Below are 25,664 nucleotides of genomic sequence, written 5' to 3' on the forward strand. Positions count from 1 at the left end.
GCTCAGGCGGCGTCGGCCCGCGCGCTTTGCATGACGATGCCAAGAGCATGGTTGAAGGCGGCCAGCAAGCCTTGCAGGTCTTCGTGCTGGGCGCGCAGGCGGTCTTCCAGCGCGGTGGCCGATTCGTATAGTTCGGTGGCAGAGATGTTGCCGGCTGCGCCACGCACCTTGTGGACCAGGTCGGCGGCATCGAGCCAGCGGCCCGCGTCCACAGCTGCCCGGATCAGGCGTTGCGATGGTTCGAAGTCCTTGGCGAACATCGCCAGCAGGCGTTTGAGCAGGGCGGCGTTGCCGCCCAGGCGCTCGAGGGCGGCTGTCATGTCGATGCCGGGCATCGATGGCGCCGGCGGCGCGGGTGCTTGCAGCGCCTGCGATGCCTGCAAGGATTGTGCGATGGCAGGCACCGGCGTTGGCGCGGGCGGCAGCGCCTGCGTCAACAGCGCCGGTGCCGTCAGTGCCGCCGCGCTGGCAGGGTCGGGCGCCACCCAGGCTGCCAGCACCGTGTACAGCGTTTCCGGGTTGATCGGCTTGGTCACGTAATCGTTCATGTCCATGTTCAGGCACCGCTCGCGGTAGCCGGCCACCGCGTGCGCGGTCATGGCGATGATCGGCAGGCTGGCATGGCGTTCGTCGGCGCGGATCAGGGCGGTGGCCTGGTAGCCGTCCATGTCGGGCATCTGGATGTCCATCAGCACGGCATCGTATTTGCGGTCGTTGAGCATGCGCACGGCTTCGTCGCCGCTCGACGCCAGGTCCGACCGCACGCCTGCGCGCTGCAAAATTTCGCTGGCCACCTGCAGGTTGATATTGTTGTCGTCCACCACCAGCACGTGCGCGCCACGGATGCGCTGCACCGCGAACGAGGGCGGCGGCGCCAGTTTTACCGCCCCCTGGCCAGCTTCGAGCCCCAGCGCCATCAGCACTGCGCTGCGCAGCAAGTACGGGTTGACAGGCTTGTCGATGAAGGGCGTGGTGCGCAGCAGTTCTGCGCCCCGGAAGCGATGCTCGCGTGCGTAGGCGCTCACCATCAGCACCGGCGGCACGGCCGCCAGTTCGCCGTCTTCGGCAATCCGTTGCAGGGTTTCGATGCCGTCGATATCGGGCATCTCGGCGTCGATCAGCAGCATGTCGTACTGGTTCAGCTGCATTGCCGCCACCGCTGCGGCGCCCGACGCCACCGCCGCCGGCTTCAGGCCCCATGCCGTCAGCTGCACCCTGAGCTTGTGCCGCACGGAGTTGTTGTCGTCCACGATCAGCACGCGCTTGCCCAGCGCCGCCTCGGGCACCGGCGCCTGGCGCTGGCCCTGGGCCGCCGCCACTTGCATCTGCACCGTGAAACCGAAACTGCTGCCCACGTTCGGTTCGCTGTCGACCGTGATCACGCCGCCCATCTTGCGTACCAGCTGCTGCGAGATCGCCAGCCCCAGCCCGGTGCCGCCGTACAGGCGCGTGGTGCTGGCGTCGGCCTGCGAGAAAGCCTGGAACAGGCGCGCCTGCTGCTCGGGGCTGATACCGAGCCCGCTGTCCTCGACCGCGAAGCGCAGCGCCACCATGCCGGGCAGTACCGGCTGGTCCGGCACCGGGGTTGCCACCTCCACCCGCACTTCGATCTGGCCGCTGGCGGTGAACTTCAGGGCGTTGCCCACCAGGTTGACCAGGATCTGCGACAGGCGCAGCGGGTCGCCCAGCAGGTTCGACGGTACCTCGGGTGTAGCCCAGATCACCAGTTCCAGTCCCCGTTCGGATGCCCGCCAGGAAAACAGGTCGGCCAGCTGGTTGAGCGTGTCGAGCAGGTCGAACGGCAGCGCTTCCAGTTCCAGCTTGCCCGATTCGATCTTGGAAAAATCGAGCACGTCGTTGATGATCTCGAGCAGGCTCTGGCCCGCGCGGCCGATCTTGCGGAAGTAATCGAGCGGCTGCGAGCCGATATCGAGGTGCGTGCCCAAGCCGGCGAAGCCGAGGATGGCGTTCATCGGCGTGCGGATCTCGTGGCTGATATTGGCCAGGAATTCGCTCTTGGCGCGGGTGGCCGCTTCGGCGTTCAGACGCGCGCGTTCGATGGCGCGCAGTGCGCGCGCCTTCTGGTAGGCCGAGACGAACGGCTCCTTGAGCGCCTTGAGCAGGTCGATGTCGCTGTCATTGAACGAAACCTGGTACTGGAAGTTTTCGAAGATCAGGTAACCCTCGACCTGGCCGTCGATCACCACCCGCACCGACAGCAGCGCATGCACGTCGCCGGGCAGCGCGTGGTCATGGTGAATCTTGAAAATGTCCGGCGCAATCTCGCAGCCGGCCGGCGCGTAGCGCAACTCGGCCTGGCGCAGGTCGATGCGGTAGGCGTCGTCGGCAACGTCGATGCGGCCCCACGCGGCGCGCAGGCCCAGCATGTCGCTGCCATCCTCGCGCACCAGAGCCAGCGCCGAATCGACGCCGTGGACGGCGGTCGATTCCTGCAAGATGGTGTGCAGCAGGGCGTCGAAATCGAGCTGCTCGTTGATCGAGCGGACGATGGCGTTGAGCTTTTCCAGGTGCTGGGTGCGCGAATACACGAGCGCCTGCAAATCCTCGCCCTTGAGCTGCAACTGGCGCAGGCGCCAGCGCACCATGCCCCAGGCCAGCAGACAGCACGCCAGGCCGTAGGCCAGCCATGCCCACCAGGTCTGGTGCCACGGCGGCAGCACCTTGACCTGCATCGCCAGCTCCTCCGTGGTCCACGCGCCTTCGCGGTTGCTGCCGCGCATGCGCAGCACGTAATCGCCGGCCGGCAGGTGGGTATAGCTGGCGATGCGGCGGCTGGCATCGACCTCGATCCAGGCGCGGTCGAAACCCTCAAGCATGTAGGCATAGCGGTTGCGCTGCGGCGCCGAGTAATCGAGCGCCGCCAGTTCCACGTCGAAGCCCTGGCTGTCGGCGCGCAGGCTGATGGCCGGCCCGCCGTCGCCATTGAGCTGGGCGGCGGTGAGCTGTCGCTGGTCGATGCGCACCGCGCTGATCACTACCGGCGGCCGGTGGTTCCAGTCGGCCAGCTGATCGGGATAGATCACTGCCATGCCGGTGGTGGCGCCAAAGATCAGGTCGCGGTCGGAGGTGACCGCGCTGGCGCCCAGGTAAAAGGTACGAAAGGCCAGACCGTCCGCGCGCGTGATGGCGTGGGCCTTGAAGGTGTTGGCGTCGATGACGACGATGCTGTCGCCGGTGGCGGCCCAGATACGGCCGGCCGGATCGGCTTGCAGGCTCATGATGGCACTCGTGGCCATGCCGGGCAGCCCGGCCGTCGGCGCCATGCGCTCGAAGACCGGTTTGCCGCGTGCATCGCGGCCCGTCAGCACGCAGATGCCGCCGCCCTGGGTGCCTACCCATAGCCGGCCCCGGGCGTCGAAGACCAGTGCGGTGACGTCCGCTGCCGACAGTTCGGTCGAGATGTTGGGCGCGGCCGTGATCTGCTCCACTACGCCGGTCTCCGGATCGAGCCGGTTCAAACCGTTGCCGGTGGCAATCCAGAGCGATCCATGGGCGTCGATCACCATGGCGTTGATACGGTTGTCGGTCAATCCGCCGTGCTCGGGCGCGCCTCGTACCTGGCGCCGGACGATGCCGGTGGCGCTGTCGTAGCGCAGCAAGCCGTCGAAGGTGCCCAGCCACAGCTTGCCGTCCTGCGGCAGGATGGCCCTGATGCCCGGGTACGGATTATCCTGGGGCAGCGCCACCCGCCGCACTTGGCTGCCATGTTCGCTGGTGAGGTAGAGCCCCGCCCGAGTGCCGATCCAGGCTTCGCCGGGGGTGGCCTCGGCCAGCGCCAGGATCATGCGGTTGGGCAGGGCGGCATCGGGCTGGTGCGGGTTGGGCCGCAGCAGGGCACGGCGATTGCCGCTCGGGTCCACCAGGTCGAGGCCGCGGTCGCCCAGCGCAATCCAGACGTCGTTGTGGACATCGTTGAGCAGCGCGGTGATGCCGGCTTCGAGCTGGCCCTCGGCGCCGAACACCGAATCGATCGCCTCCGTGTGCGGGTCGTAGCTGTCCACCCCGCGCTCGGTGGCGACCCAGATCATGCCGCTGCGGTCGCGCAGGATAGCGGCGCTGCGGTCGTGGCTCAGGCTGGCCTGGACCGCCGGCTGGTGCAGGATGCGGGTGCTGGCGCGATGGTCGGTGCGGTATTCAACAATGCCGTTGCCGTTGGTGGTGGCCCACCAGCGACCGGGGGCGATTTCGACGATGCCCGGCACCATGTTCGCGTCGAGGTCGGACACGCCGCCGGGCTTGACCAGTATCGCGCTTTCGCCCTGCGGCCCGACCACGCCGATCCCGCTTCTCATGGTGCCGAAAGCGATTTGTCCCTGGCGGTTTTCACCGAGCGCCAGCACCGCATCCTGCCATTCGCCGAGACCGCCTACTGCCACCGGCACCTGCACGATGGCGCCGCCGGGACGCAGGCGCGCCAGGCCGCTGGCGGTGCCGATCCACAGCGTGCCGGTCCGGTCCACCATCAGCGCGCGGATATCGCTGGCGGGCAGGCCGGGGGCGTTGTCGCGGGTGTAGCTGCGCACCGTGCCCTCGGCCACGTTGTACAACTTGAGCGCGGTGGGCGTGCCGACCCACAGCCGGCCCTGGCTGTCGCTGGCGATGGCGTTGATGGCCCCGTGGCTCAGTTCGTCGGTGGGACGCACGAATTTTTCGGTACGCTGGTCGAACATCGTCAGCCCGGCGTTGGCGGTACCTACCCACAGGCGGCCGCCCGGGTCGGTGTGCAGCGCCTGGATGAAGTCGCCTGGCAGCGAACCGAGATCGGAGGCTTCGTGGACAAAGCTGCGGAAGCGGTAGCCGTTCCAGCGCGCCAAACCGGCCTGGGTGCCCACCCAGATATAGCCATCGCCATCCTGCGCCAATGCCGTGGCGACCGGATTGGGCAGGCCCTGGTCGAGACCCAGGTGCTCGAACAGCGGTGTGGCCAGGTTGTCCCAGCGCTCCTGGCCGGCGTGCGCCGGCGCGGCGGCCAGGGCCGCCCAGGTCGCCAGCTCGAGGACGAGCGCCAGCAGCCGGCGCCACGCGGCGTGGGTGACTTGCGGCAATCCGGGCGGAATATTCAAGTGAGAATGCACTCCTCGTCAGGCAAATCTATTGCTAAGAGCATACGGAATACCCTGCGGAAAGTCCACGAGTACCAGCGTCCATTGCGGCTGCCCAGTACAATTGCTACCAGTCTTTACAACACATGGAATCCTGATGAAACCTGAAGTCTTGGTACTTGCCGCCAGCCCGTCCGCCTCCGTGATGGAGCAACTCGACCAGCATTTCCACTGCCACCACGTATGGCGCCAGCCGCAGGACGGGCGCGCCGCGTATATCGCGTCGGTGGCGCCGGGCGTGCGCGCCGTGCTCACTACCGCCGCCATCGGCGTCGATCAGGCGCTGCTCGACCAGTTGCCCAAGCTGGAAATGGTGGCCATCAACGGCATCGGCCTCGACGCCATCCCGCTCGACCTCACCCGCGCCCGTGGCCTGGCCGTGACCAACACCCCGGACGTGCTGACCGACGACGTGGCCGACCACGCGCTGACCCTGCTGCTGGCCGCGGCGCGCCGCCTGCCGGCGCTGGACCGCTACGTGCGCGCTGGCGAATGGGAGGCCGGCGTGGCGCTCAAACCCACGCGCGCCTTGCGCGGCAAGACCTGCGGCGTGTTCGGGTTCGGCCGCATCGGCCAGGCGGTGGCCGCCCGCGCCGAGGCGTTCGGCATGAACGTCCAGTACTTCCAGCCACGCGCCATCGATGGCGTGGCGACGCCGCGCGCGGACTCGCTGCTCGACCTGGCGCGCGCCAGCGACTACCTGGTGGTGTGCGCTCCCGGCACGCCGGCCACGCGCCACGCCATCAACGCCGAGGTGATGGCCGCGCTGGGCGCGGAGGGCACGCTGGTGAACATCTCGCGCGGCGCCCTGGTGGATGAAGCGGCGCTGGTGGACGCGCTGCGCGACGGCACGCTGGGCATGGCCGCGCTCGATGTGTTCGCCGATGAACCGCGCGTGCTGCCGGCGTTGCGTGAAGTCCACAACGCTGTGCTCACGCCGCACGTGGGCAGCCTGACCGTGGAGACCCGCCACGCCATGGGACAGCTGGTGGTCGATAACCTGCTGGCGCATTTCGCCGGCAACCGATTATTGACTCCAGTGAACTAATCTCACTTTCTGCATAGGCCCGTCATCGGCGCGTCACATTCACAAGGTATCATTGCTGTCATCGTGACAACATTGCTTACCTTGTGGAATTAATATGACCTTGCTGAAACTCTCCCAACTCAATACCGGCATGCGCGTGGTAGCATCGTTCGCGGCGCTGCTGCTGCTGATGGCATGCATGTCGGCAGTCTCGTTGTGGCGCCTGCAATCGGCCAATGACACCACTGCCAACCTGGTGCACGACAAGCTGGCGCGCGAACAACTCACTTCCGAGCTGCTGGGCGCGGCCGAACTCAATGGTCTGCGGGCGATTTCCGTGGCCCGCAGCGACAGCCTGGAAGTATCGGACCTGTTCATGGCGCAGCTGGTGGCCGGCGACCGCCAGGCCGAGGCCACGGAGCGCAAGCTGGCGGCCCTGCCGACCGAAGCGGCGGAGGCGGCGCTGCTGCAGGCCGTGGCGGCAAAAAAGGCGGTGTACATGGCGCTGCGCGCTGACCTGTTCAAGTTCAAGGACATGGGCCGCATCCAGGACGTCGAGAGCCTGCTCGACACCCGCCTGGGCGCCACCTTCAAGCAGTACACGGGCGCGCTCGACCAGTTGCTCACCTGGCAGACGCAGGAGGCGACCGCGCTGGCGGCGGCGTCCGACCAGCAGTTCCGCAACAGCCGCGTGCTGCTGGCAGCGCTCGGCGCGGCAGCGCTGGCGGCGGGCATCGTGCTGGCCTGGATGCTGACCCGCAGCGTGGTGCAGCCGCTCACGCAGGCGGTAGCGCTGGCCGAGCAGGTGGCCGCCGGCGAACTGCATGCAGTCATCAATCATGGCCGCCGCGATGAAATCGGCCAGTTGTTCGACGCATTGAGCCACATGACGGCGCGCCTGGCCGATACCGTGGGCCGCGTGCGCGACGGCGCCGTTGCCATCGATGCCGCCTCGCGCGAGATCGCCAACGGCAACCTCGACCTGTCGCGCCGCACCGAGCACCAGGCCGGCGCCCTGCAGGAAACCGCGTCGGCGATGGTGGAACTGACCACGGCCGTGAAGCAAAACAGCAGCAACGCGCGCCAGGCCAATACCCTGGCGGTGTCGGCGTCCGGCGTGGCTGGCAAGGGCGGCCACGCGGTGCGCGACATGGTCAACACCATGGCCGGCATCAACGACGATGCCCGCAAGATTTCGGACATCACCGGCGTGATCGACGGCATCGCCTTCCAGACCAATATCCTGGCGCTGAATGCAGCGGTGGAAGCGGCGCGCGCCGGCGAGCAGGGACGCGGCTTCGCGGTCGTGGCTTCCGAAGTACGGTCGCTGGCACAACGCTCGGCCGATGCCGCGCGCGAAATCAAGAAGCTGATCACCGCCTCGACCGAGCGCATCGCCAGCGGCAGTGCGCAAGCCCAGGCGGCCGGAGCCACCATGGACGATATCGTTGCGAGCGTGGAGCAGGTGACCGTGATCATCGGCGCCATCAGTACCGCCAGCGGCGAGCAGGAAGCAGGCATCGAGCAAGTGGGCCGGGCGATCGGCGAAATGGACGGTGTGACCCAGCAGAACGCCGCGCTGGTGGAGGAAGCGGCAGCTGCCGCCGACGCCATGCAGGCGCAGGCGCGCGACCTGGCTGCGCTGGTCGGTTCGTTCCGCATCGACGGCGCCGCCGCCGAGGACACCACGGTCGTGGTGGCAGCAGCGAAGGCGCGGCCCGCGCTCAGGCGCGCGGCGGTGTTGTTGCCTGCCGGTCGTGCTGCAAATGGCGCCGTATAACCGCCAGCATCTGTTCGACATCGATCGGCTTGGCAATGAAGTCGTTCATCCCCGAGGCGATGCACTGTTCGCGCTCGGATTCCATCACGCCAGCGGTCATGGCCAGCACCGGCAGCGTCAAACCGAGTTCGGTGCGAATCAAGCCGGTGGCGGTAAAGCCGTCCATCTCCGGCATCTGTACATCCATCAGCACCAGGTCGTAGTGCTGGTTGCCGCCGTTGACGCTGTCCCGTAGCGCGTCGATGGCGGCGCGGCCATTGTCCACGGCGGTGATGTGCGCGCCTGCGTATTCGAGCATGCTGCGGGCGACCAGCTGGTTGACCGGGTTGTCCTCGACCAGCAGCAGGTGCGCGCCGTCCAGGCGTATCTGCTCGGGGGGCTCCTGCGGCACCGGCGCTGCCGGAAGCGATTCATTCACGGCGTAGGCGTGGTGGTGCGGCGCTTCCTTCAGCGCCGCTTTGAGCGCTTCATGCAATCGCGCGGCGGTCACCGGTTTTAATAGCACGCCGTCGGCGCTCTGTTCGCTTTCCACCAGCAGCAGGCGGCCCTGCTCGTAGGCGTTGACCATCACGATCACCGGGCGACCGCCCAGCCGGGCGTCGTCACGCAGCTGGCGCAGGATGGCGCGGCCGCACAGGCCCGGCATATTCCAGTCCAGCAGCACGGCATCGTAGTGCTGCGCCGGATCGCCAAGCAAGTCGAGGGCATGGTCGCCACCGGCGGCCGGCGTGGACGTCCAGCCACAGGACGCCACCGTGCGTCCCAGGTAGCCGGCGCCCGGTCCCAGGTCGCCGATCAGCAGCAGGTGCAGCGCTTGCTGGTTGCCGGCGCGGGCCGCGCCGGGTTCTTCTGCATCGGCCGCGCGCTGCAATGGCACAGTCAGGACGAAATCGCTGCCGGCGCCAGGGGTGCTGCGCACATCGATGGCGCCGCCCATCAGGTCCGCCAGGCGCCGTGAAATGGTCAGGCCCAGGCCGGTGCCGCCAAAGCGGCGCGTCGTCGATGCATCGGCCTGTGCAAACGGCGCGAACAACTGCGCCAGGCGTTCGGGCGCGATGCCGATGCCGGTGTCGCGCACGGTGAAGCGCAGCGATACGGGACCGCCGTGTTGCGGCGCGGCGGGCAGCGCTTCCACCAGCAGCACCACCGAACCCTGCTCGGTGAACTTGATCGCATTGCCCAGCAGGTTGACCAGGATTTGCTGCAGGCGGTGGCTGTCGCCGACCAGCTGCGCCGGCACGCCGGCATCGACGTCGATGGCCAGGTGCAGGTTTTTCTCGCCGGCGTTTACGCTCATGATGGTGGCCACCGCTTCGAGCACCTGCGCCAATGCGAACGGGGACGGTTCGAGCTCCATGCGGCCTGCCTCGATCTTGGAAAAATCCAGCACGTCGTTGAGGATGGCCAGCAGCGAGCTGCCCGACGACCGTATCATGCTCACATACTGGCGCTGCGGCGGCGCCAGCGCGGTCTGGTCCAGCAAGTGGGCCATGCCCAGCACGGCATTGAGCGGCGTGCGGATCTCGTGGCTCATGTTGGCGACGAATTCGGTTTTGGCGCGGCTTGCCGCTTCGGCCTGGTCGCGGGCCACGATCAGTGACTGCTGCGATTCGCGCAGCGCGGCCGTCATCTGGCGCGCCAGGCCGGTGGCATACAGGTGGCGCGCAGTGAGCGCGCGCACCACGCCGAAGAACAGCAGGCTGATGATCATCCCGGCCAGCAGCACGATGTGCGACTTCTGGCGGTCGATGGCGCGCTCGAAGGCCGGCAGCGAGGTAAAGCGCAAGGTCCAGCGGTGTTGCAGCAAATCGAGCGTCTGTACGTCCTGGTAGGGGTTCGGATACTGCAACTGGTCGGCCGCACTGCGGTCGGGGGCGCTGGCGTACAGGCGCTGCCCCGGTGCGGTGCTGTCGCCGTCGAACACTTCGAGCCCGATATCATGCACGCCGGTGCCCATCAGTCCCGCCATCAGGTCTGCCGCCCGGATCGGGCTGTAGGCAAAGCCCTGCAGCGCCGCCATGCGCTGCTCCGGCGTGGCATCGGGGCGCAGGCCGGCCTGGCGCCGGTACACGGGGAAGTACATCAAAAAGCCCGGCTGGCCGCCGCCTTGGGCATCCTGGATCAGCACCACGCGGTCGGTGAGGGCGGGTTGGCCGTTGCGGCCGGCATTGAGCAGGGCCACGCGGCGTACCGGCTCGGACAGCATGTCGTAGCCAAAAGCGATCACATTGCGGCCGGTGAACGGCTCGAGGTAGTACACCGGCACGTACATGCCCAGATCGGCCACGCCTTCGCGCGACCAGACGCGGAAATCAGGATAACCTTCATGCGCCACCTGCGCCTCGAGCGCGGCGCGCTGGCCCTTGCGGATAAAGGCGCCGTAACCAAGGCCCATCACGCCTGGGAAATTGCGCTGCAAGTCCATGCCGGCGGCAAAACCGCGCCATTGTTCGCGGCTCGGTTGCTGCTCGGCCTGGAACAGCGCCTGCGCCGCGCGCAAGCCCGATTCGTAGAGCGAGATGCGGCGCATGATGCGCTCGGCAATATCGTGGCTGTCGGCCTCGAAGTGCTCGCGCGCGCGGCGCTCGGTGCCCACCGTGACCAGGTGCCACACCAGCACCGTCAGCGCCACACCCAGCAGCAGCGTGGCCCATTGCACCGCGCTATGCTGCAGCACGCCTGCTTGCAGGCGCCGGCGCTCGGCCGCGTCGGCGCTGAGCACCATGCCGATCAGGCTGCACAGCACCACGAAGGTATCGAGCGCGATCAGGGCGTCGTTGAGGGTGCCGGCCACGAACGGTCCCTGGCCGTTGACGGTGGCCAGCACGGCGGCGCCGGCCGCCAGCAGGCACACGGCGCTGGCGCCGCGCAAGCCGTAGCGGTGCGCGGCCCAGGCCACGCAGGGCACGAACAGGTACGGCAACCAGCCCAGCGCATCGTCGCCGGTATAGCTGCGCATGAAGATCGCCGCGCCGAGCGCCGCCAGCAGGCCCAGCGACACCGCCACCTCCAGCGCCACCCGCAGCACGCCGCGTTCGTGCCAGCCCGGCGGCGGGCGCAGCCGCCAGATCACGATGGCCGGCGCCACCAGCAGCACGCCGGCGGTGTCGCCCACCCACCAGGTGAGCAGCACGGTGCCGAAGGCGCCCGCTGGCGCCAGCCCGGCCGCCACCAGCGCGCTGGCGCCGATGCCGGCGCCGACCATGCTCATGAGCATGGCCACCAGGGCGAATTTATAAACGTTTTGCAGTTGGCCGAGCGGTTGCGCGCCGTCGGTGTAGCGCCGCATCATCCAGGCGCCGGCCAGCGCCTCGAGCGCGTTGCCGGCGCCGATCACGGTGGACACCAGCACCAGCGTGGCCGACAGCGGCTGGCCGTTGATATAAAAGGTGACCAGGTTGGCGAGGAAGGCGCCCAGCATGATGGCGGGCCAGGCGCGATAGCCAAGCAGGATGATAGCCGCCAGCGCCATCCCCGACGGTGGCCACAGCGGCGTGGCGTTGGTGTGGGCGACGCCCAGTTGCAGGCTCAGTCCCGCCACGATCGCGTAGCTGGCGGTGAGCAGCAGCAGGGCGCCCGCGCCCGGATGGTGGTTGCGGCCCAGGCCCTGCGGCGGCAGGGGATCGAAATCGGAATTCGGGGCTGCCGCGGCTTGCGCCGATTGGGCTGATCGAGCTGTAACGGTGGGTGGCACTGCGGGCATGGCAGCTCTCGTGGTTCGTCTCCGGAATGACTATAACGTACCGCTGCAACCGGCGCCACCATGGTGCAACTGGCGCCGCCAGGATACCGTTCGTCGCAGCGTTCCACGCAACACCTGGCCATTCCATACAGTGTGGTCATACCCACCACATGGAGCACAACATGTCCTTTCGATACCATCTCGCAGCCCTGTTCATCACCGTCGCCGCGCAGTCCGTCCATGCCGCAGACCTCAATATTGCGGTCGAAGGCGTGGCCAGCGCCGATGGCCGGGTGATGGTGGCCCTGTTCGATTCGGCCGAGACCTACCGCCGCAAGCCGGTGCGCGCGCTGGTGGCGCCGGCCGCCGCCGGCACCGTGCGCATCGACGTCAAGGACCTGGCGCCCGGCGACTACGCGTTTGTCGTGTATCACGACGCCAACGCCAACAATCAGCTGGACATGAACCCGGTCGGCATGCCGGTCGAGGACTTCGCCTTCAGTAACAATGCCATGGGGCAGGGCGGCGCGCCCGGGTTCGACGCCGCGCGCTTCACGCTGCCGGCCGCCGGCCTTGCCACCACGGTCAACCTGCGCTGAGGTTCATCATGCCAGCACGCCGCCAATTTCTCTCCCGCTGCGCCGGTCTCGCCGCTCTCGGTGTCTCCGCCACCACGCTGGCCGATACCGCCACGTACCGCAGCTTCCACGCCGCCCTCGATGGCGACGCCCGCCTGCTCCCGTATGCCGACTTCGCGGGCGAGCTGGCCGGCGATGCAACCGTGCTCGGACGCTTGCCGACAGACCTGGCAGGGGTGTTCTACCGTAACGGCCCCGGCCGGTTCGAGCTGGGGGGCGAACGCTATCACCACTGGTTCGACGGCGACGGCTTTGCCCAGCGCTGGGCGATCGCCGATGGCAAGGTCCACCATCGCGGGCGTTTCGTCGCCACCCAGAAATTCGAGCAGGAGACGCGCGCGGGTCGCTTCCTCTACAGCGCCTTCGGCACCCAGATCGACCGCGCCCCGGTCCGTAGCAACGACACCATCAACGTTGCCAACACCAATCTGCTGCCGTTCAACGGCGGCGTGTATGCGCTGTGGGAAGGCGGTTCGGCAACCGAGCTCGATCCCGATACGCTGGACACGCGCGGCATCAAGACCTGGCGCCCGGACCTCAAAGCGATGCCGTTTTCCGCCCATCCCAAGCAGGATCCGGACGGCGGCCTGTGGAACTTCGGTAACCTGCCCGGCGCCGACCGGTTGATCATCTATAGGCTCGACGCGCGCGGTGCGGTCACCCGTACCGCCATGCTGCCGGTGCCGCAGCTGAACATGGTGCACGATTTCGTGGTCAGCGCGCGCCACCTGGTGTTCCTGGTGCCGCCGTATGCACTGGACGCCCCGGGCCGCAGCCTGGCCGAGCGGCTGCGCTGGCAGGGCGGCGAACGGCCGCTGCGCGCGGTGGTGGTGGACAAGGCCACGCTCACCGTGCGCCAGGTGTTCGAGCTGCGGGCGCGCTCGGTCTTCCACCTCGGCAACGCGTGGGACGACGGCGACTGCATCCGGCTCGACGCCGTGCTGCACGCGGGCGATATCGTGCCGGAACCGGCGCTGCCGATGCGCGGCGACATGCGCCCGTACGAGGCCCAGCGCAGCAGCGCGGTGCAGATCATGCTTGATTTTGCCAGCGGCCAGGCGCGCGAGGCGCGGCTGTTTGGCGTGAGCGAATTTCCACGGGTGGCGCCGCAGGTGGTGTCGCGCCGCCACCGCAAGCTGCTGGTGCTCGGCGTGGGTGCGGGCAGCACGGCGCAGGTGCTCGACTCCGTCAACCTGGTCGATACCGACAGCGGCAAAGTCGATGGTTACCGCTTCGGTCCCGGCTGGCAGGTCGAGGAACATGTGCTGGTGCCGCGCAGCGGGGCCAGGACGGAGACGGACGGCTACGTGGTGGGTGTGGCGCAGGATACGCGGCGCGGCCAGACCGTGCTGACCGTGTTCGATGCACGCAACGTCCAGGATGGCCCGGTGGCGCTGGCGCGGCTCGGCTATCGCGCGCCAGTGTGTTTTCATGGTAACTTTCTGGCGGCATGAAAAATCCCGACATCATCGTATCCGCTCACCCGCTCGAGCTGATTCCCGGCTTGCGGCGCTGGCCGGCCTCGCGCTGGCGCAACGCGCTGTACACGGCCATCTTCAGCACCCTGATCGCGGCGGTGCTGACCGCCGCGCGCACCGCGTTTTCCGACGACGGCCCACCGGTGATGCGCTACTTCCTGCACATGCTGCTGGTGGCCAACCTGTGCGGGCTGTTCATCCATGGCGGCATGGTGCTGCTCAACCGCTGGTTCGACAATTTGCCACGGCGCCTGCGCGGACTGCCCAGGGTGGCGCTGCACGTGGTGTTCAGCGTGGCCAGCGTGCTGGCGGCGATCGCGCTGGCCAACGTGCTGCTCAGCGGCGGCCCGGCGCTGCATTTGCTGGCGCGGCCGGTGGTACTGCTCGAATGTACCCTGATCGCGGCGGTGATCGCCGGCTTCATGGTCGTGGTGCGGCGTAATGCTGAGCGGCGCATCCAGGCCGCGATGGACGAGGCGCGCCAGAAGGAGACGGCGGCAGCCACCGCGCGCCTGCTGGCCGAAGCGCGCCTGCGCGCCTTGCAGGCGCAGATCGAACCGCACTTCCTGTACAACACGCTGGCCAACGTGGTCAGCCTGATCGGCACCCGGCCGGACCAGGCGCGCTACATGCTCGAGCGCTTCATCGATTACCTGCGCGCGAGCCTCGATACCAGCCGCAGTGAATCGTCGACGCTGGGCGACGAGGCGCGCCTGCTGGCCGCCTACCTCGACGTGCTGGCCGTGCGCATGGGCCCGCGCCTGCGCTATGGCATCGACGTGCCGGCCGAACTGCGCGCCATCGCCATCGCGCCAATGCTGCTGCAACCGGTGGTGGAAAACGCCATCGCCCACGGCCTGGAACCGCAGGTCGACGGCGGCGAGGTTACCATCGGCGCCGCCGTTGCCGATGGCCGCCTGTGCCTCACGGTTGCCGATACCGGCGCCGGGCTGTCCGGCACGCAGTCGACCAAGCCGGGCGGGGGGGTGGGGCTGAGCAACCTGCGCGAACGCCTGCGCACCCTGTACGGCGCCGAGGCCAGAGTCGAACTGCTGGAAAACCAGCCGAGTGGCGTGGTGGTACGCATCGTCCTGCCGCTGCCGTGTCGCTGAACGAGGATCACATTAACCATATCGCTACCAATATGAACAACTCTCCGCGCGCGGTGATCGCCGACGACGAAGCCCACCTGCGCGACTACCTGGAACAGCAACTGGCCGCCGTGTGGCCGGAGCTGCGCGTGGTAGGCCGCGCCGCCAACGGCCTCGAGGCGCTGCGCCTGATAGACGACGAGGCGCCCGACGTGGTGTTCCTCGATATCCGCATGCCCGGTCTGACGGGGCTGGACGTGGCGGCGCGGCTGATCGACAGTCCGGCGCCGCCGCAGATCGTGTTCGTCACCGCCTACGACCAGTATGCGGTGCAGGCATTCGAGCACTCGGCGCTCGACTACCTGCTCAAGCCGGCGTCGCTGGAACGGTTGTCGAAAACAGTGGGGAAACTGAAAGCGGCGCTCGCCACCCCAGTCGCAGCGGCGCCGCCAATGGACGCGCTGCGGGTTTTGCTGGCACAGTTGGGCGGGCCGGCCGCGCTCTCAACACCGGCGCCGGCACCGGCACCGCTGCAATGGATACGCGCGTCACAGGGTGAGCAAACACGCCTGATTGCGGTGGACGAGGTGCTGTACTTCCAGAGCAACGACAAGTACACGAGCGTGATGCTGGCCGATGGCGAATGCCTGATCCGCACGCCGATCAGCAAGCTGCGCGAGCAGCTCGATGCGCAGCAATTCTGGCAGATCCATCGCAGTGTGATCGTGGCGGCGCGCCACGTGGCGGGCACGCGTCACGATTTTCGGGGCAGGTTGATGGTGCAGCTGAAGGACCGCACCGAGCAACTGGTGGTGAGCCGGAACTACGCAGACCTGTTCCGGCAAATGTAATGTGACCGAGAACCTGTTCGGGAAGGGAACGAGGCGCTGCCTGCGCGCCTCGCACATGACAGGTTTAGGCGATGACGGGCCGCACCTTGGAAGCGGCCAGCTTGGCGCGTTCGCGCGCGGTATCGGTGTCGGCAGCGGTGGCTAGCGCCACGCCCATGCGGCGCCGTGCGAACGATTCCGGTTTGCCGAACAGGCGCACGTCCGCGCCCGGCACCCGCAGCGCATCTGCCAGGCCTTCGAAAGCAATGCCTTGGGCTTCGTGCTGGCCGTAGATCACGGCCGAGGCGCCTGGAGCGCGCAGCGAGACATCGACCGGCAGGCCGAGGATGGCGCGGGCGTGGATCTCGAATTCGCTTTGCGTTTGCGTGGCCATGGTGACCATGCCGGTGTCGTGCGGACGCGGGCTCACTTCCGAGAACCACACCATGTCGTCACGCACGAACAGCTCCACGCCGAACAGGCCCAGGCCACCGAGGTCGCCGGTCACCTTGGCGGCGATGTCCTGCGCGCGCTGCAAGGCCAGCGGATGCATGCGGCACGGCTGCCACGATTCCACGTAGTCGCCCTGCACCTGGACGTGGCCGATCGGCTCGCAGAACTGCGTGGTGACCTGACCGTCGCTACCGATAGAGCGCACCGTCAGCAGCGTGATCTCGTAATCGAAATCGATGAAGCCTTCGACGATCACGCGGCCCGCATCGACCCGGCTGCCGGCGGCGGCATGGTCCCAGGCGGCGTGCACCTCGGCGGCGCTGTCGATTTTCGACTGGCCCTTGCCCGACGACGACATCACCGGCTTGATCACGCATGGAAAACCGATCTGCGCGGTGGCAGCTTCCAGCTCGGCCAGGCTGCTGGCGAAGCGGTAGGGCGAGGTGGCCAGGCCCAGGGTTTCGGCAGCCAGCACGCGGATGCCTTCGCGGTTCATGGTCAGCTGGGCGGCGCGCGCGGTAGGGATGCAGGTGATCTTGCCGGCGCGTTCCAGCGCGGCCAGGGTGTCGGTGGCAATCGCCTCGATCTCGGGCACCACCAGGTCCGGCTGCTCCCGCTCGATCAATGCCGCCAGCGCGGCGCCGTCGGTCATGTCGATGACGTGAGCGCGGTGCGCGACCTGGTGACCGGGCGCGTTGGGGTAGCGGTCGACGGCGATCGTCTCCACGCCCAGGCGTTGCAGGGCGATGATGACTTCCTTGCCCAGTTCTCCGGAGCCGAGCAACATGACCTTGGTGGCCGACGACGACAGCGGCGTGCCGATAATGCGTGCAGTATTCATGGTGGCCAAAATATCAGAACGAGTAGACCAGGGTGACGGAGGTCTGGGTATCGGTGTTTTTCTTGTCGTCCGGGACGCTGGTGTCGCTGCGCACGCTGAACGCCGCCTTCATCTGCATGGTGGTGTTGATCTTGGTGGACAGCGAGGTCTCGGCGGTGGAGTGGGTGTTCGAGGTGCCGCGTTCGACCGTGACCAGTTGGCTGAACAGGGCCGATTCGCTCAGGCGCCATTTCAGGCTGCCGGCGGCGCGCACCGTCATGCCGTTTTCGGTTTCGCCGGTGGAGCGTTCGCCGCGGAAGTAACCGGGACCGAGTTCGCCGTCGATGGTCAGGTTTTCCGCGCTATAGAGCCGGGTACCATAACCGACGCCGACGGTCGAATAGGTGGTGTACGCGCCGAATTTATCGTTGACGTGGGTGGCCAATGCGAACAGGCGGTCGTTGTCTTCCATCAGCTTGTAGGCGGTCTTGCCCGACACCGAATAGCGCTGCGCCGAGCGCTGGCGCGACTTGCTGCCGTCTTCGTTGGTGATCTGTTCATCCTTGAAATAACCGGCCAGTATGTACTCGTTGCTGAAGTCGGGCAGCTCTTGCTTGGCATCGATCTTGCCGGTCACCGAAGTGCCGACCGTGTTGCCGGAAGTGGAGATGGCGCCCAGTTCGGCCGAGGTGCTCCAGCCGTACGGTGGCGGGGCATCGATCGCGGCGGCGCTGCCGCATAACAGGGTCAAGGCAAGCGGAGTGACGAGCAGGGAAGATTTCATAGGCATGGTGAGCGAGTTCCATGGCGCCGTGGGCGAGCCAGGCAACGTTGCTAAAGGGTTACGGATGAAGTGCTATTGTACCCGAGGCATGCCTGCGTGTGGTTCCGTACAGATTTCACGCGGATGGCGCGCGATCATGGCGCATCGCTACAAAACACGCCAGGAGGCGGCCATGAATACCATCCATCCGATCACGGGCGCCACCGCCGCCTTCCTGCTGTGCGCCGCGCTGGCCGCGGTTGCCGGCAGCGCTCAAGCCCAGGTGAACCGCTGCGTCGATGCCGAAGGCCGCGTCACGCTCACCGATGAACCGTGCGCGCGCAACAGCCGCGCCGTCAACGACGACGTCAGCGACAACGGCGCAACCGGGCTTATCGTCACCACCGGCGCCCAGTCTGCGCACCTGACCGACGATGTCGCTGCGACCCAGTCCGCCGCCATTTCCACCGGCCTCACGCGCAGCCGCTGGGCCGACCTGCCACGTCCGCTGGTGCGCAATGCCGCCGGCACCGACGTCGTCACCCTGCAAACCGCGCGCACCACCATGCTGATGCGCGACGACATGCGGCGCCAGAGCCGCACCGTGGCTACCCGCTGATCGTCGATTCGATTGCCAGCCGGGGCGCGGCCTCGGCATAGCGGTTCTTGCCCGCGCGCTTGGCGGCATACAGGGCCTGGTCAGCATCGCGGTAGCTGAGCGCCAGGTCGCTTTTCTTGCACAGCTCGGCAATGCCGATGCTGACCGTCCGCGGCGGCTGGCATGCCGTCTGCACTTCCGCCAGCAGCAGCGCGGCAAACTGGCGCGCTGCCTCCGCGCTGCCGGCCAACACCACCCCGAACTCTTCGCCACCCAGGCGTCCGCACAGGTGGCCGTCCGACAGCCTGCCGATCACCTCAGCCGTGCGTTGCAGTACTTCGTCGCCGGCATCGTGGCCCAGGGTGTCGTTGATGACCTTGAAGTCGTCGATGTCGATCATCAGGAATTGCAGCGGCGTGGCATCGGTGCGCGCTTGCGCGGCGCGCGCGTCGAGCGTGAACTTGCGGCGGTTGTTCAGTCCCGTGACACTGTCCTTGAAGGCCAGCGCCGTCAACTCCTCCCGTACCCGGTAATTGTTTACGCGCAGGGTCAGGAAATAGACGTTCAGATACGCACCGATGCACAGCGTGCCGATCACCGCTACCAGCCCCAGGTAGAAGTTGACGTGGCCCGGCTGGGCCGGAAAGTGGCCGACCGCCAGGATCAGCCAGCACCCGCACGCCGTGGCCAGGTAGTTGAGCAGGCTGCAAAACACGGGTGCCGCCGCCAGTGATATGGCTATACCCAACGGTAATACCCACAGACCGGGGTGATCGCTATAGTTCAGGAACCAGCGATAGGCCCAGGCCGTCGCCAGTGCGCCCAGCGCGCCGCTGACCAGGAGCGGTGTCAGCGCCCGGGCGCGCAAAGTCATCGCCAGCGTAATCACCATTACCGGCAAGCCCCACAGTACGGGCGCGCGGGCGCTGCCATAGGCGTCGAGCACCAGGGTTACCGTGACCAGCCAGGCCAGCAGGCCGAAGGCCTGGGTCAGCGCCACGATGTGGTGGACTTCGGCGAAGAACTGTTGGCGATGCCCGGGGTCGCCGATGGAATAGGAATAAGCCAGGAGTTTACGCATGATTGCCAAATGTTATTGCACTAGTATATGTTTTTTGGCAAACGAATAACAAGCTCTCCGATCGTGGTGCCGAAGACAGTGTGGTTTTCAGGGTTCCACGGAATGGGTCTTTTTCAGGCAGCGCAGCACGAAGGTGGAGCGGCTGTGCTTAAGTCCTGGCAGCTTGTAGAGCTTGCGGCGCAGGAATTCCTCGTAGCCGGCGGTGCCAGCCACTGCCACCTTGATCAGGTAGTCGTAGTCGCCCGTCAGCAGGTAGGCTTCCATCACCTCCGGCAATTCCGCCAGCGCCTGGCCGAATTTGTCGAAGATGTCGTCGTCATGGCGGTCGAGCGTGACTTCGATGATGACGGTATCCGGATAGCCGAGACCGGTCTGGCTGAGCAAGGCAGTGTAGCCCTCGATCAGGCCGGCCTGTTCGAGCGCACGCACGCGGTTCCAGCACGGCGTGGTGGACAGCCCGACCAGTTCGGCCAGCCTGGTGTTGGACAGGCGCCCATCGCGGCGCAGTTCACGCAAGATGCGGCGGTCGATTTGGTCGATTTCCATTTTGATATCGAAAGAAGATTATTCCAGGTATTGTACCTAAGATGGGTAATGTTTCTTTGAAATCGCGGAGATCGCAGGAAATCAGGGAGCCTATTCCCGCCGCCGGGCAGTATTCTGGCGGCATGAAATCTCATCAGACCAGCTATCGCTTTTGCCTGGAGCCGGACGCTCCCATCGCCACCCTGGAGCAGGTATTGGCCATCGTGCGCCGGCTCGACCTGGAACTGCGCGCACTGCGCACCACCGCCACGCCCGGCGGCGTGGAAGTGATGCTGCGACTGGCCGGCCAGGATCCCGAACCGCTGACCTTGTGCCGGATGCGTCTGCACAACCTGGTCGGCGTGCTGCCGATCCGGGAATTGTCGGCGAATAAGTCAGACCATCACCAGCGACGTTCGACACCAGGCGGCGTTGCCGAGATGCTCTGAAGAACGGCCGCCATCGCCGAAGAAGGGATCTTCAGTTTGTTATGGAGCCGTCGAGGGTGAATTTCACTCAGAAACGTATTCCAGTGTGATCAAGGCAACCGGCGCAAAAGTCCCCTGATCCGAACAGTGCGCCGAGCATTAATTTTGTCACCAACGATGCGAAAGCTGCGCATGGGCGGATATCCGGGACCGGCGATGACCACTTTAGTTTTGTCAGGAATCTGCGATGGCTGGTTCCACGCGTAACGCTGCGCTCTTTTAGGCGCGTGCGTGGGTGATAATTGGTGAGTCTTTTTGATGGGCAAGTTGATATCCTGTCGGCTGATAGCGTGCAGTCGCAGCTCAGCGTAGCGCCCCAAATAAATGTAAAAGGATCCACGTATGCCAAGAGGAGCGCATCTGACCAATATCGCCAGCGGTTTGTGCGGCTCGTTTGCTAGCCGGAACAACGAATTGGATGGCTACTGGTCAATTGGTCAACTACGCTCGTTGGCAGGGCGGCATGGCGAGTCCACAGTAATATTCGACCTGGTAATGTCCACCATTCAACCGCCGTCGTCCGAGTTCGAAATCGTATTGGTGCGCTATCGCCGCCTCCTTGCAAAGTTGACAGACATCTCGAGTATCCGACTTGAAGAAATCACCGCAGCACGAATCAAGCTCAACTTCGCACCTCGACCTTGGGCCCGAATTGAATACTACAAGCAGCAATGGGGTGATCAGTTCACCTTGTCCGTGACTATTAACGCAGACGGTCAGTCCGCTGGTATTTCGCACCACACCGGCTATTGCCGGCCGCATGATCCCGCCCGAGAGCGCCGGTCAGCTCGTTCAGCAGGTTACTGAAGCGAAGATCGGTTAGGTAGCTTCTGGCCTGTCGTGGTGGTGGATTTTCAAACTGGCAACCTGCTATGCTGGCGTTAACCGTATGTTTCGGCCACAAGCAGACGGCGTCAAAATATGCTGGAAACGACTATGCAGTTGCACGAAAACTTGAAGTGGTAACTGATGAGGCCACGTTCCTGGCTTTTGTCCAGGCCCTCGCGCAAGACCGGCGCGCTGATGGCAAAACCTGGGAAAATGATTCAATTGAGGACTTTTTAGAAGCGGCAGGCAGCTGGGCTGATGATTCTGGATTCGGAGCTAGCCAGGGGCTCTCAGCAGCATCACCATGGAAGAAGTTCGCATTGTTCCTTTACTGCGGCAAGATATATGAGTAGGCATGCAGCTTTGAGATCGGCACACGGCCATGAGCGGACGGTCAGGCCAGTTTTCTTGAGCATACATACAAGGATGATTAAATGCTTACGCAAAAAATGCTGACTGAGATGGCTGACCTATTGGATTCCGATGGCATTAACTATTCGGTTTCTCTCAGCTTGTATTCGGGCCTGAAAGAAACTGCGGGGGACATCAACAGTGTCGTCACTGGGTTGATTGGCGATGATGCCGTGCTCGATGGCATTCGGAACGCCAGCATGTCTGAGGTAGTTGAAACTCTGCGTCAAAGCCTCAGCTATGTTGGCGATGATGGCGCAGGCCCCGGTCCGAGTACTCTCAGGACGGCTGATTTTTCGCGGCTGCTTGAAAGCATTTGCCATAGTGTCCTGCAGTTGAGTCAAACAGGGTCTGGAATCAAGTCATTTCAATTCGTGAGGGGGCATCCCCATTACCCGGTGTTCTGGGATTTCGCCTACCTTTTTCTTGGAAACGACGAAGACGTCTTGTTGGTCGGTTCCAGTTCTGATTAGGTCCGCTTCGAGGCGACAACGGTGTTCCGGGCAGAACATGATGTTTTTGTAACATCGGCATGCTATGCTGGCGCGACCGGTCGAAAACGGCCAAGACCCGCTGGTCAGACGCGTGTAGAAAAATGAATTTTTTGATGAAAACTTTTAACCCGATGAAGGCTTGCGATTCTCGTCACTAATGCCAGAGACGTGTACTCGGCAATTGACAGACTGCGATTCCGTTCATACCACTCCTTAAAGAGCTTTGTCATTCTTCAATTTAAGCAACAGATGAAAGCACTGGCTCTTGCCGCAATTAAGTTCTACCAAAGGTATATTTCGCAATACAAGGGCTTTTGCTGTGCTTACGCCGCTTACACGAGCGATGCTAGTTGTTCGACGCTCGGTTATCCCGCAGTCCGGCGCTACGGGGTTTTGGATGGACTTTCCGTTCTAAACCGGAGGCTGGTGCGATGCGGGACGGCGAGTCGAATTGCGACGGTTGCCCGGCAGATGCCGATGCTGATGCGACGGCAATCCGGCTATATCGACTGCGGTGGTTGCGATGCCGGTGGTTGCGATATTCCACTCGGAGGTTCTAGTTGGTCGTGCCACGATTTTCTGAAAATCCTGGACTGTTGTTCTGGGTGCAGTTGCGAGTGGCCAACTCGCGGCAGGGCAACCTCAGGCTATCGCGAGGGTACCCCAGACAACGAGGAAGCCGTCAGGCGGCGTAGCCGACTCCTGCGCGAGGCAAACACCCCCCCCGATACCCCGGAGCCGTAGTCAATTACCGTTAGAAAGTCTCCACAGCGGGCGACTTCTGCCAGGACGTGACAAATTGTGAGCTTTGCACTCAGGCAAGATGCTATCGTGACCACGTGGACCGTATCGGGCCGATGATAGACGTTAGACGTTGTATTAATTACTGCGGATGCGCCGACTGCAATCGGCCATGAGCGGACGCTAGCTCACTTTTCCAGACAGGGGCGTATGTTTTCGACTTTAACGCTGCGCAGCTACTTTGTAATTACACTTGGGCTTTTACTTGCACTTCCACTGCTTTTGCTTATTGCTGGAAAAGCTGGTACGCCCGAGGACGTGCTCGCTGCTAGGGAAGCGGTTGTTCGGTATCAGCTGACGAGTAGTGAGTTTGCACCTGCAGATGGTGTCGACACCTTCTGTGTCGAATTTATTGATACTGTCGCAGAAACCAGATCAGACCCGCCGCAGGAATTGATCCAACGTCTTAACGATGGGCGTCATAAAGTACGAAAGGGGTCCGACTGTGATTACAACAGAGGGTACGGTGTTGTTGTGAAGGGTTCGAATAGCCCTGGGTTAGTGCTGTGGGTAGAGGGAGTGACTTGGAAAACCGATACAAGTATGGCCATTACAGGCAGATATTTTCGTGGCGCGGAAAATGGATCGGGCCACGTGTACCAGCTGGAAAAGCGCGGCGGCAAATGGCTAGTCATCGAAGAAAGGTTAATCTGGGTTTCATAAGATCACTGCCTTTTGTTGAGGATGTCCGCTTAGGGGCGAAAACGACGAGTCGGGGCAAATCATGATGTTTTCGCAACGGCAACATGGTATCCTGGCGCGACCGGCCGAGAACGGCCAGATGCGGCCGTTCGATAAAGTCGCGTAAACCATTAAATCGGGAGAAACTTCCCACCCCAAGACGTCTCTTGAATAAGTTACTTTGTGCGTTTTTGTTGTTAATTTCTGGGGCAGTTATGTCAAGCGATCAAAAGGTTTATTTTCCATCGTCACAAGACATTGAGGTGTTGGCACACCAGCGGGCAGTCATCGAGAAGCTCTTGTCCCCATCGGACTTGGAATCAAAATATATCACTGCACCTGGAAAACTGGGAACGTTGCGCGCGGTTATTGCTGCGAACATGTTCAAAGCGAACCAAACGTTCGAACTTCAGTGCATGGGGGTCGTCTTGGGCGACGCGTTTGTCCTCGACATGGGCTTCCATTGGGTAGTCGTCGAAGACGAACACGGCAGAGATTTTGCTCTTAGATACAAAGACACATCCGTCATAGTCTTCCCGGTCACCATGATTTCAAAACGTGTTGAACGGGGAGAGACCGTTGACGTTTTTGATCTCTACAACGGTGTTACAAACAGGTTTGAAGAGATTTCGAGTAAAAAACCCGACAGACTTTAGTCTAGATTTTCAGTGTAAAAGCCGGTGGTGCCAACGGCCGAACGGCCGGCCCGTGACTTCATTCACTCAGTCAACAGACTCCCAAGGCAATAGCCCTCCGGAAGAGATGAGGGTCGGCTTTGGGGTGGAAACCGCCGAATTCAGCAAGCGGCCAGAACCAATGGGATGGACTCCTCCTCACCTTTCGGCGTCTGGGCGCCTAAACTGGAGTTTCGACACAACCAGTTGAGAGAAGGAGTCCACCATGAAGATTATCCGCGTCGGCGTTGATCTCGCCAAGAGTGTCTTTCAAGTGCACGGGGTTGATCGTTGCGAAAAGGTTGTATGGCGCAAGAAGCTAAGTCGGTCAGAATGGCTGCCGGCATTGCTGGAGAAAATCGAACCGGGCTGCGAAATTGGAATGGAAGCTTGCGGCGGCGCGCATCATTGGGCCCGGCAATTGCAGAAACACGGCTTCGCGGTAAAGCTCATCGCGCCGCAGTTCGTCAAGCCGTACCTGAAGAGCAACAAGAACGACGCCAACGATGCCGAGGCAATTTGCGAGGCGATGAGCCGGCCGAGTATGCGATTCGTGGCGGTCAAATCGGTGGAGCAGCAGAACCTGCAGGCGATCCACCGGATCAGAGCGGAGCTGGTGAGTCAGCGCTCCGCCAAGGGCAACCAGATCCGGGGGCTGTGCAGTGAGTATGGCTTGGTGGCGCCAAGGGAAATGATTCAACTGCGAGCAGCCATTCCGTTGTGGCTCGAGGATCTGGAGAACGGTCTGACACAACGTTTCCGTCGCCTGCTGCGCGGCTTGTGGCTCGACCTGCTGAACCTGGAGTTGCGGGTGAAGGAACTGGATCAGGAAATAGAAATCGCGGCATCGACCGATCCGGTCGCCACCCGCTTGCAGCAGTTGCGCGGCGTCGGCCCGATCATCGCCACCGCGATTGTGGCCAATGTCGGCGACGCGAAGCAGTTCAGCAGTGGCAGGCAGATGGCGGCCTCGCTGGGGCTCACGCCAAGACAGAACAGTTCAGGCGGCAAGGAGCGATTGCTGGGGATTACGAAACGCGGCGACGCTCAGTTACGAACGTTGTTAATACACGGGGCCCGTTCAGTATTAAGAACGGCGGCGAGCAAGAATGATCGGATGAGCCGCTGGGCGACGCACATCGCCGAGACGAGGCACCACAACATCGCTGCGGTCGCACTGGCCAACAAGACGGCGCGTATCGCCTGGGCGATGATGACCAAGGGCACCGATTACCAGCCTGGGGCAGTAGCATTTTAAGCTGTAGAGCAGTTAGTACGTAAAAAGGAGCATCCAACCACGATTGCGAAACATGCCGATGATGGCCAACAGGTCGAACCGGCGCTGGCAGAACCCGAGAATGTCTGTGGCTTTGAAGCCCGTAGAAGCGATAGGGTGCC

General features: G+C 64.3%; 21 protein-coding genes. 15 read left to right on the forward strand and 6 right to left on the reverse strand.

What is annotated here, in order from left to right:
- Positions 1 to 2 precede the first annotated feature (2 nt).
- The gene (locus SR858_RS12185; RefSeq protein WP_322534576.1) at positions 3 to 5,084 is read right to left on the reverse strand and encodes a hybrid sensor histidine kinase/response regulator; all 5,082 of its coding nucleotides are present in this window, start codon (positions 5,082 to 5,084) and stop codon (positions 3 to 5) included.
- A 136-nt stretch (positions 5,085 to 5,220) separates the two neighbouring features.
- Between SR858_RS12185 and SR858_RS12190 the strand changes: the two genes are divergently transcribed.
- The gene (locus SR858_RS12190) at positions 5,221 to 6,171 is read left to right on the forward strand and encodes a 2-hydroxyacid dehydrogenase (RefSeq protein WP_019921067.1); all 951 of its coding nucleotides are present in this window, start codon (positions 5,221 to 5,223) and stop codon (positions 6,169 to 6,171) included.
- A 94-nt stretch (positions 6,172 to 6,265) separates the two neighbouring features.
- Positions 6,266 to 7,930: a methyl-accepting chemotaxis protein gene (locus tag SR858_RS12195; RefSeq protein ID WP_019921068.1), complete on the forward strand. Its 1,665-nt coding sequence runs from the start codon at positions 6,266 to 6,268 to the stop codon at positions 7,928 to 7,930.
- Here the strand turns inward: SR858_RS12195 and SR858_RS12200 are convergent.
- Entirely contained in the window at positions 7,875 to 11,633 is a 3,759-nt protein-coding gene (locus SR858_RS12200) for a CHASE domain-containing protein (RefSeq protein WP_019921069.1), read from the reverse strand. The genes SR858_RS12195 and SR858_RS12200 overlap by 56 nt on opposite strands.
- A 161-nt stretch (positions 11,634 to 11,794) precedes the next feature.
- Between SR858_RS12200 and SR858_RS12205 the strand changes: the two genes are divergently transcribed.
- From SR858_RS12205 to SR858_RS12220, 4 genes are read left to right on the forward strand one after another with little or no spacing between them, the layout of a single operon-like run.
- The gene (locus tag SR858_RS12205; RefSeq protein WP_019921070.1) at positions 11,795 to 12,211 is read left to right on the forward strand and encodes a DUF2141 domain-containing protein; all 417 of its coding nucleotides are present in this window, start codon (positions 11,795 to 11,797) and stop codon (positions 12,209 to 12,211) included.
- An 8-nt stretch (positions 12,212 to 12,219) separates the two neighbouring features.
- Positions 12,220 to 13,704, forward strand: a complete 1,485-nt coding sequence (locus tag SR858_RS12210; protein ID WP_019921071.1) for a carotenoid oxygenase family protein — start codon at positions 12,220 to 12,222, stop codon at positions 13,702 to 13,704.
- Positions 13,701 to 14,840, forward strand: coding sequence for a sensor histidine kinase (locus SR858_RS12215; protein ID WP_019921072.1), 1,140 nt, complete (start codon positions 13,701 to 13,703; stop codon positions 14,838 to 14,840). The genes SR858_RS12210 and SR858_RS12215 overlap by 4 nt, the downstream gene beginning before the upstream one ends.
- A gap of 32 nt (positions 14,841 to 14,872) precedes the next feature.
- Positions 14,873 to 15,670, forward strand: coding sequence for a LytR/AlgR family response regulator transcription factor (locus SR858_RS12220; RefSeq protein WP_040377703.1), 798 nt, complete (start codon positions 14,873 to 14,875; stop codon positions 15,668 to 15,670).
- A 64-nt stretch (positions 15,671 to 15,734) separates the two neighbouring features.
- Here SR858_RS12220 and purT read toward each other — a convergent pair whose 3' ends face one another.
- Both purT and SR858_RS12230 read right to left on the reverse strand, forming a co-directional pair.
- The gene (gene purT, locus SR858_RS12225; RefSeq protein ID WP_019921074.1) at positions 15,735 to 16,943 is read right to left on the reverse strand and encodes a formate-dependent phosphoribosylglycinamide formyltransferase; all 1,209 of its coding nucleotides are present in this window, start codon (positions 16,941 to 16,943) and stop codon (positions 15,735 to 15,737) included.
- A 13-nt stretch (positions 16,944 to 16,956) separates the two neighbouring features.
- Positions 16,957 to 17,706, reverse strand: coding sequence for a DUF481 domain-containing protein (locus tag SR858_RS12230; RefSeq protein ID WP_026637147.1), 750 nt, complete (start codon positions 17,704 to 17,706; stop codon positions 16,957 to 16,959).
- A gap of 172 nt (positions 17,707 to 17,878) precedes the next feature.
- Between SR858_RS12230 and SR858_RS12235 the strand changes: the two genes are divergently transcribed.
- A complete protein-coding gene (locus SR858_RS12235; RefSeq protein WP_026637148.1) occupies positions 17,879 to 18,304 on the forward strand; it encodes a DUF4124 domain-containing protein in 426 nt (141 codons plus the stop codon).
- Here SR858_RS12235 and SR858_RS12240 read toward each other — a convergent pair.
- The gene (locus SR858_RS12240; protein ID WP_019921077.1) at positions 18,294 to 19,364 is read right to left on the reverse strand and encodes a GGDEF domain-containing protein; all 1,071 of its coding nucleotides are present in this window, start codon (positions 19,362 to 19,364) and stop codon (positions 18,294 to 18,296) included. The two genes, SR858_RS12235 and SR858_RS12240, sit on opposite strands and share 11 nt — an antisense overlap.
- A gap of 87 nt (positions 19,365 to 19,451) precedes the next feature.
- Entirely contained in the window at positions 19,452 to 19,910 is a 459-nt protein-coding gene (locus SR858_RS12245; RefSeq protein WP_019921078.1) for an Lrp/AsnC family transcriptional regulator, read from the reverse strand.
- Between the two features lie 122 nt (positions 19,911 to 20,032).
- Here SR858_RS12245 and SR858_RS12250 point away from each other — a divergent pair, with 122 nt between their 5' ends.
- From SR858_RS12250 to SR858_RS12280, 8 genes are all read left to right on the forward strand, one after another.
- On the forward strand, positions 20,033 to 20,338 hold the full coding sequence (locus tag SR858_RS12250) for a hypothetical protein (protein WP_026637149.1): 306 nt from the start codon (positions 20,033 to 20,035) through the stop codon (positions 20,336 to 20,338).
- A gap of 534 nt (positions 20,339 to 20,872) precedes the next feature.
- The gene (locus SR858_RS12255; RefSeq protein WP_154819813.1) at positions 20,873 to 21,184 is read left to right on the forward strand and encodes a hypothetical protein; all 312 of its coding nucleotides are present in this window, start codon (positions 20,873 to 20,875) and stop codon (positions 21,182 to 21,184) included.
- 65 nt (positions 21,185 to 21,249) lie between these two features.
- On the forward strand, positions 21,250 to 21,558 hold the full coding sequence (locus SR858_RS12260; RefSeq protein ID WP_019921080.1) for a DUF7660 family protein: 309 nt from the start codon (positions 21,250 to 21,252) through the stop codon (positions 21,556 to 21,558).
- Positions 21,559 to 21,639: 81 nt separating this feature from the next.
- Positions 21,640 to 22,089: a hypothetical protein gene (locus tag SR858_RS12265; RefSeq protein WP_019921081.1), complete on the forward strand. Its 450-nt coding sequence runs from the start codon at positions 21,640 to 21,642 to the stop codon at positions 22,087 to 22,089.
- Positions 22,090 to 22,359: 270 nt separating this feature from the next.
- Positions 22,360 to 22,854, forward strand: a complete 495-nt coding sequence (gene yidD / locus SR858_RS27750) for a membrane protein insertion efficiency factor YidD (protein WP_084669918.1) — start codon at positions 22,360 to 22,362, stop codon at positions 22,852 to 22,854.
- Positions 22,855 to 23,061: 207 nt separating this feature from the next.
- Positions 23,062 to 23,574, forward strand: coding sequence for a hypothetical protein (locus SR858_RS12270; protein WP_154819814.1), 513 nt, complete (start codon positions 23,062 to 23,064; stop codon positions 23,572 to 23,574).
- 233 nt (positions 23,575 to 23,807) lie between these two features.
- On the forward strand, positions 23,808 to 24,248 hold the full coding sequence (locus SR858_RS12275; protein ID WP_322534578.1) for a DUF3806 domain-containing protein: 441 nt from the start codon (positions 23,808 to 23,810) through the stop codon (positions 24,246 to 24,248).
- Between the two features lie 244 nt (positions 24,249 to 24,492).
- Entirely contained in the window at positions 24,493 to 25,524 is a 1,032-nt protein-coding gene (locus SR858_RS12280; RefSeq protein WP_019921083.1) for an IS110 family RNA-guided transposase, read from the forward strand.
- Positions 25,525 to 25,664: the final 140 nt, after the last annotated feature.

Source organism: Duganella zoogloeoides, assembly GCF_034479515.1.
GTDB lineage: Bacteria > Pseudomonadota > Gammaproteobacteria > Burkholderiales > Burkholderiaceae_D > Rugamonas > Rugamonas zoogloeoides.

Excerpts from the sequence above, each read along its gene's own strand:
- SR858_RS12235 (WP_026637148.1), top strand. The coding sequence starts at position 17,879 with ATGAATACCATCCATCCGATCACGGGCGCCACCGCCGCCTTCCTGCTG.
- SR858_RS12255 (WP_154819813.1), top strand. The coding sequence starts at position 20,873 with ATGTCCACCATTCAACCGCCGTCGTCCGAGTTCGAAATCGTATTGGTG.
- SR858_RS12240 (WP_019921077.1), bottom strand. The coding sequence starts at position 19,364 with ATGCGTAAACTCCTGGCTTATTCCTATTCCATCGGCGACCCCGGGCAT.
- SR858_RS12200 (WP_019921069.1), bottom strand. The coding sequence starts at position 11,633 with ATGCCCGCAGTGCCACCCACCGTTACAGCTCGATCAGCCCAATCGGCG.
- SR858_RS12215 (WP_019921072.1), top strand. The coding sequence starts at position 13,701 with ATGAAAAATCCCGACATCATCGTATCCGCTCACCCGCTCGAGCTGATT.
- SR858_RS12220 (WP_040377703.1), top strand. The coding sequence starts at position 14,873 with ATGAACAACTCTCCGCGCGCGGTGATCGCCGACGACGAAGCCCACCTG.
- SR858_RS12250 (WP_026637149.1), top strand. The coding sequence starts at position 20,033 with ATGAAATCTCATCAGACCAGCTATCGCTTTTGCCTGGAGCCGGACGCT.
- SR858_RS12190 (WP_019921067.1), top strand. The coding sequence starts at position 5,221 with ATGAAACCTGAAGTCTTGGTACTTGCCGCCAGCCCGTCCGCCTCCGTG.
- yidD (WP_084669918.1), top strand. The coding sequence starts at position 22,360 with ATGAAAGCACTGGCTCTTGCCGCAATTAAGTTCTACCAAAGGTATATT.
- SR858_RS12270 (WP_154819814.1), top strand. The coding sequence starts at position 23,062 with ATGTTTTCGACTTTAACGCTGCGCAGCTACTTTGTAATTACACTTGGG.
- SR858_RS12280 (WP_019921083.1), top strand. The coding sequence starts at position 24,493 with ATGAAGATTATCCGCGTCGGCGTTGATCTCGCCAAGAGTGTCTTTCAA.
- SR858_RS12230 (WP_026637147.1), bottom strand. The coding sequence starts at position 17,706 with ATGAAATCTTCCCTGCTCGTCACTCCGCTTGCCTTGACCCTGTTATGC.
- SR858_RS12275 (WP_322534578.1), top strand. The coding sequence starts at position 23,808 with ATGTCAAGCGATCAAAAGGTTTATTTTCCATCGTCACAAGACATTGAG.
- purT (WP_019921074.1), bottom strand. The coding sequence starts at position 16,943 with ATGAATACTGCACGCATTATCGGCACGCCGCTGTCGTCGTCGGCCACC.
- SR858_RS12195 (WP_019921068.1), top strand. The coding sequence starts at position 6,266 with ATGACCTTGCTGAAACTCTCCCAACTCAATACCGGCATGCGCGTGGTA.
- SR858_RS12260 (WP_019921080.1), top strand. The coding sequence starts at position 21,250 with ATGCTGGCGTTAACCGTATGTTTCGGCCACAAGCAGACGGCGTCAAAA.
- SR858_RS12210 (WP_019921071.1), top strand. The coding sequence starts at position 12,220 with ATGCCAGCACGCCGCCAATTTCTCTCCCGCTGCGCCGGTCTCGCCGCT.
- SR858_RS12245 (WP_019921078.1), bottom strand. The coding sequence starts at position 19,910 with ATGGAAATCGACCAAATCGACCGCCGCATCTTGCGTGAACTGCGCCGC.
- SR858_RS12265 (WP_019921081.1), top strand. The coding sequence starts at position 21,640 with ATGCTTACGCAAAAAATGCTGACTGAGATGGCTGACCTATTGGATTCC.
- SR858_RS12205 (WP_019921070.1), top strand. The coding sequence starts at position 11,795 with ATGTCCTTTCGATACCATCTCGCAGCCCTGTTCATCACCGTCGCCGCG.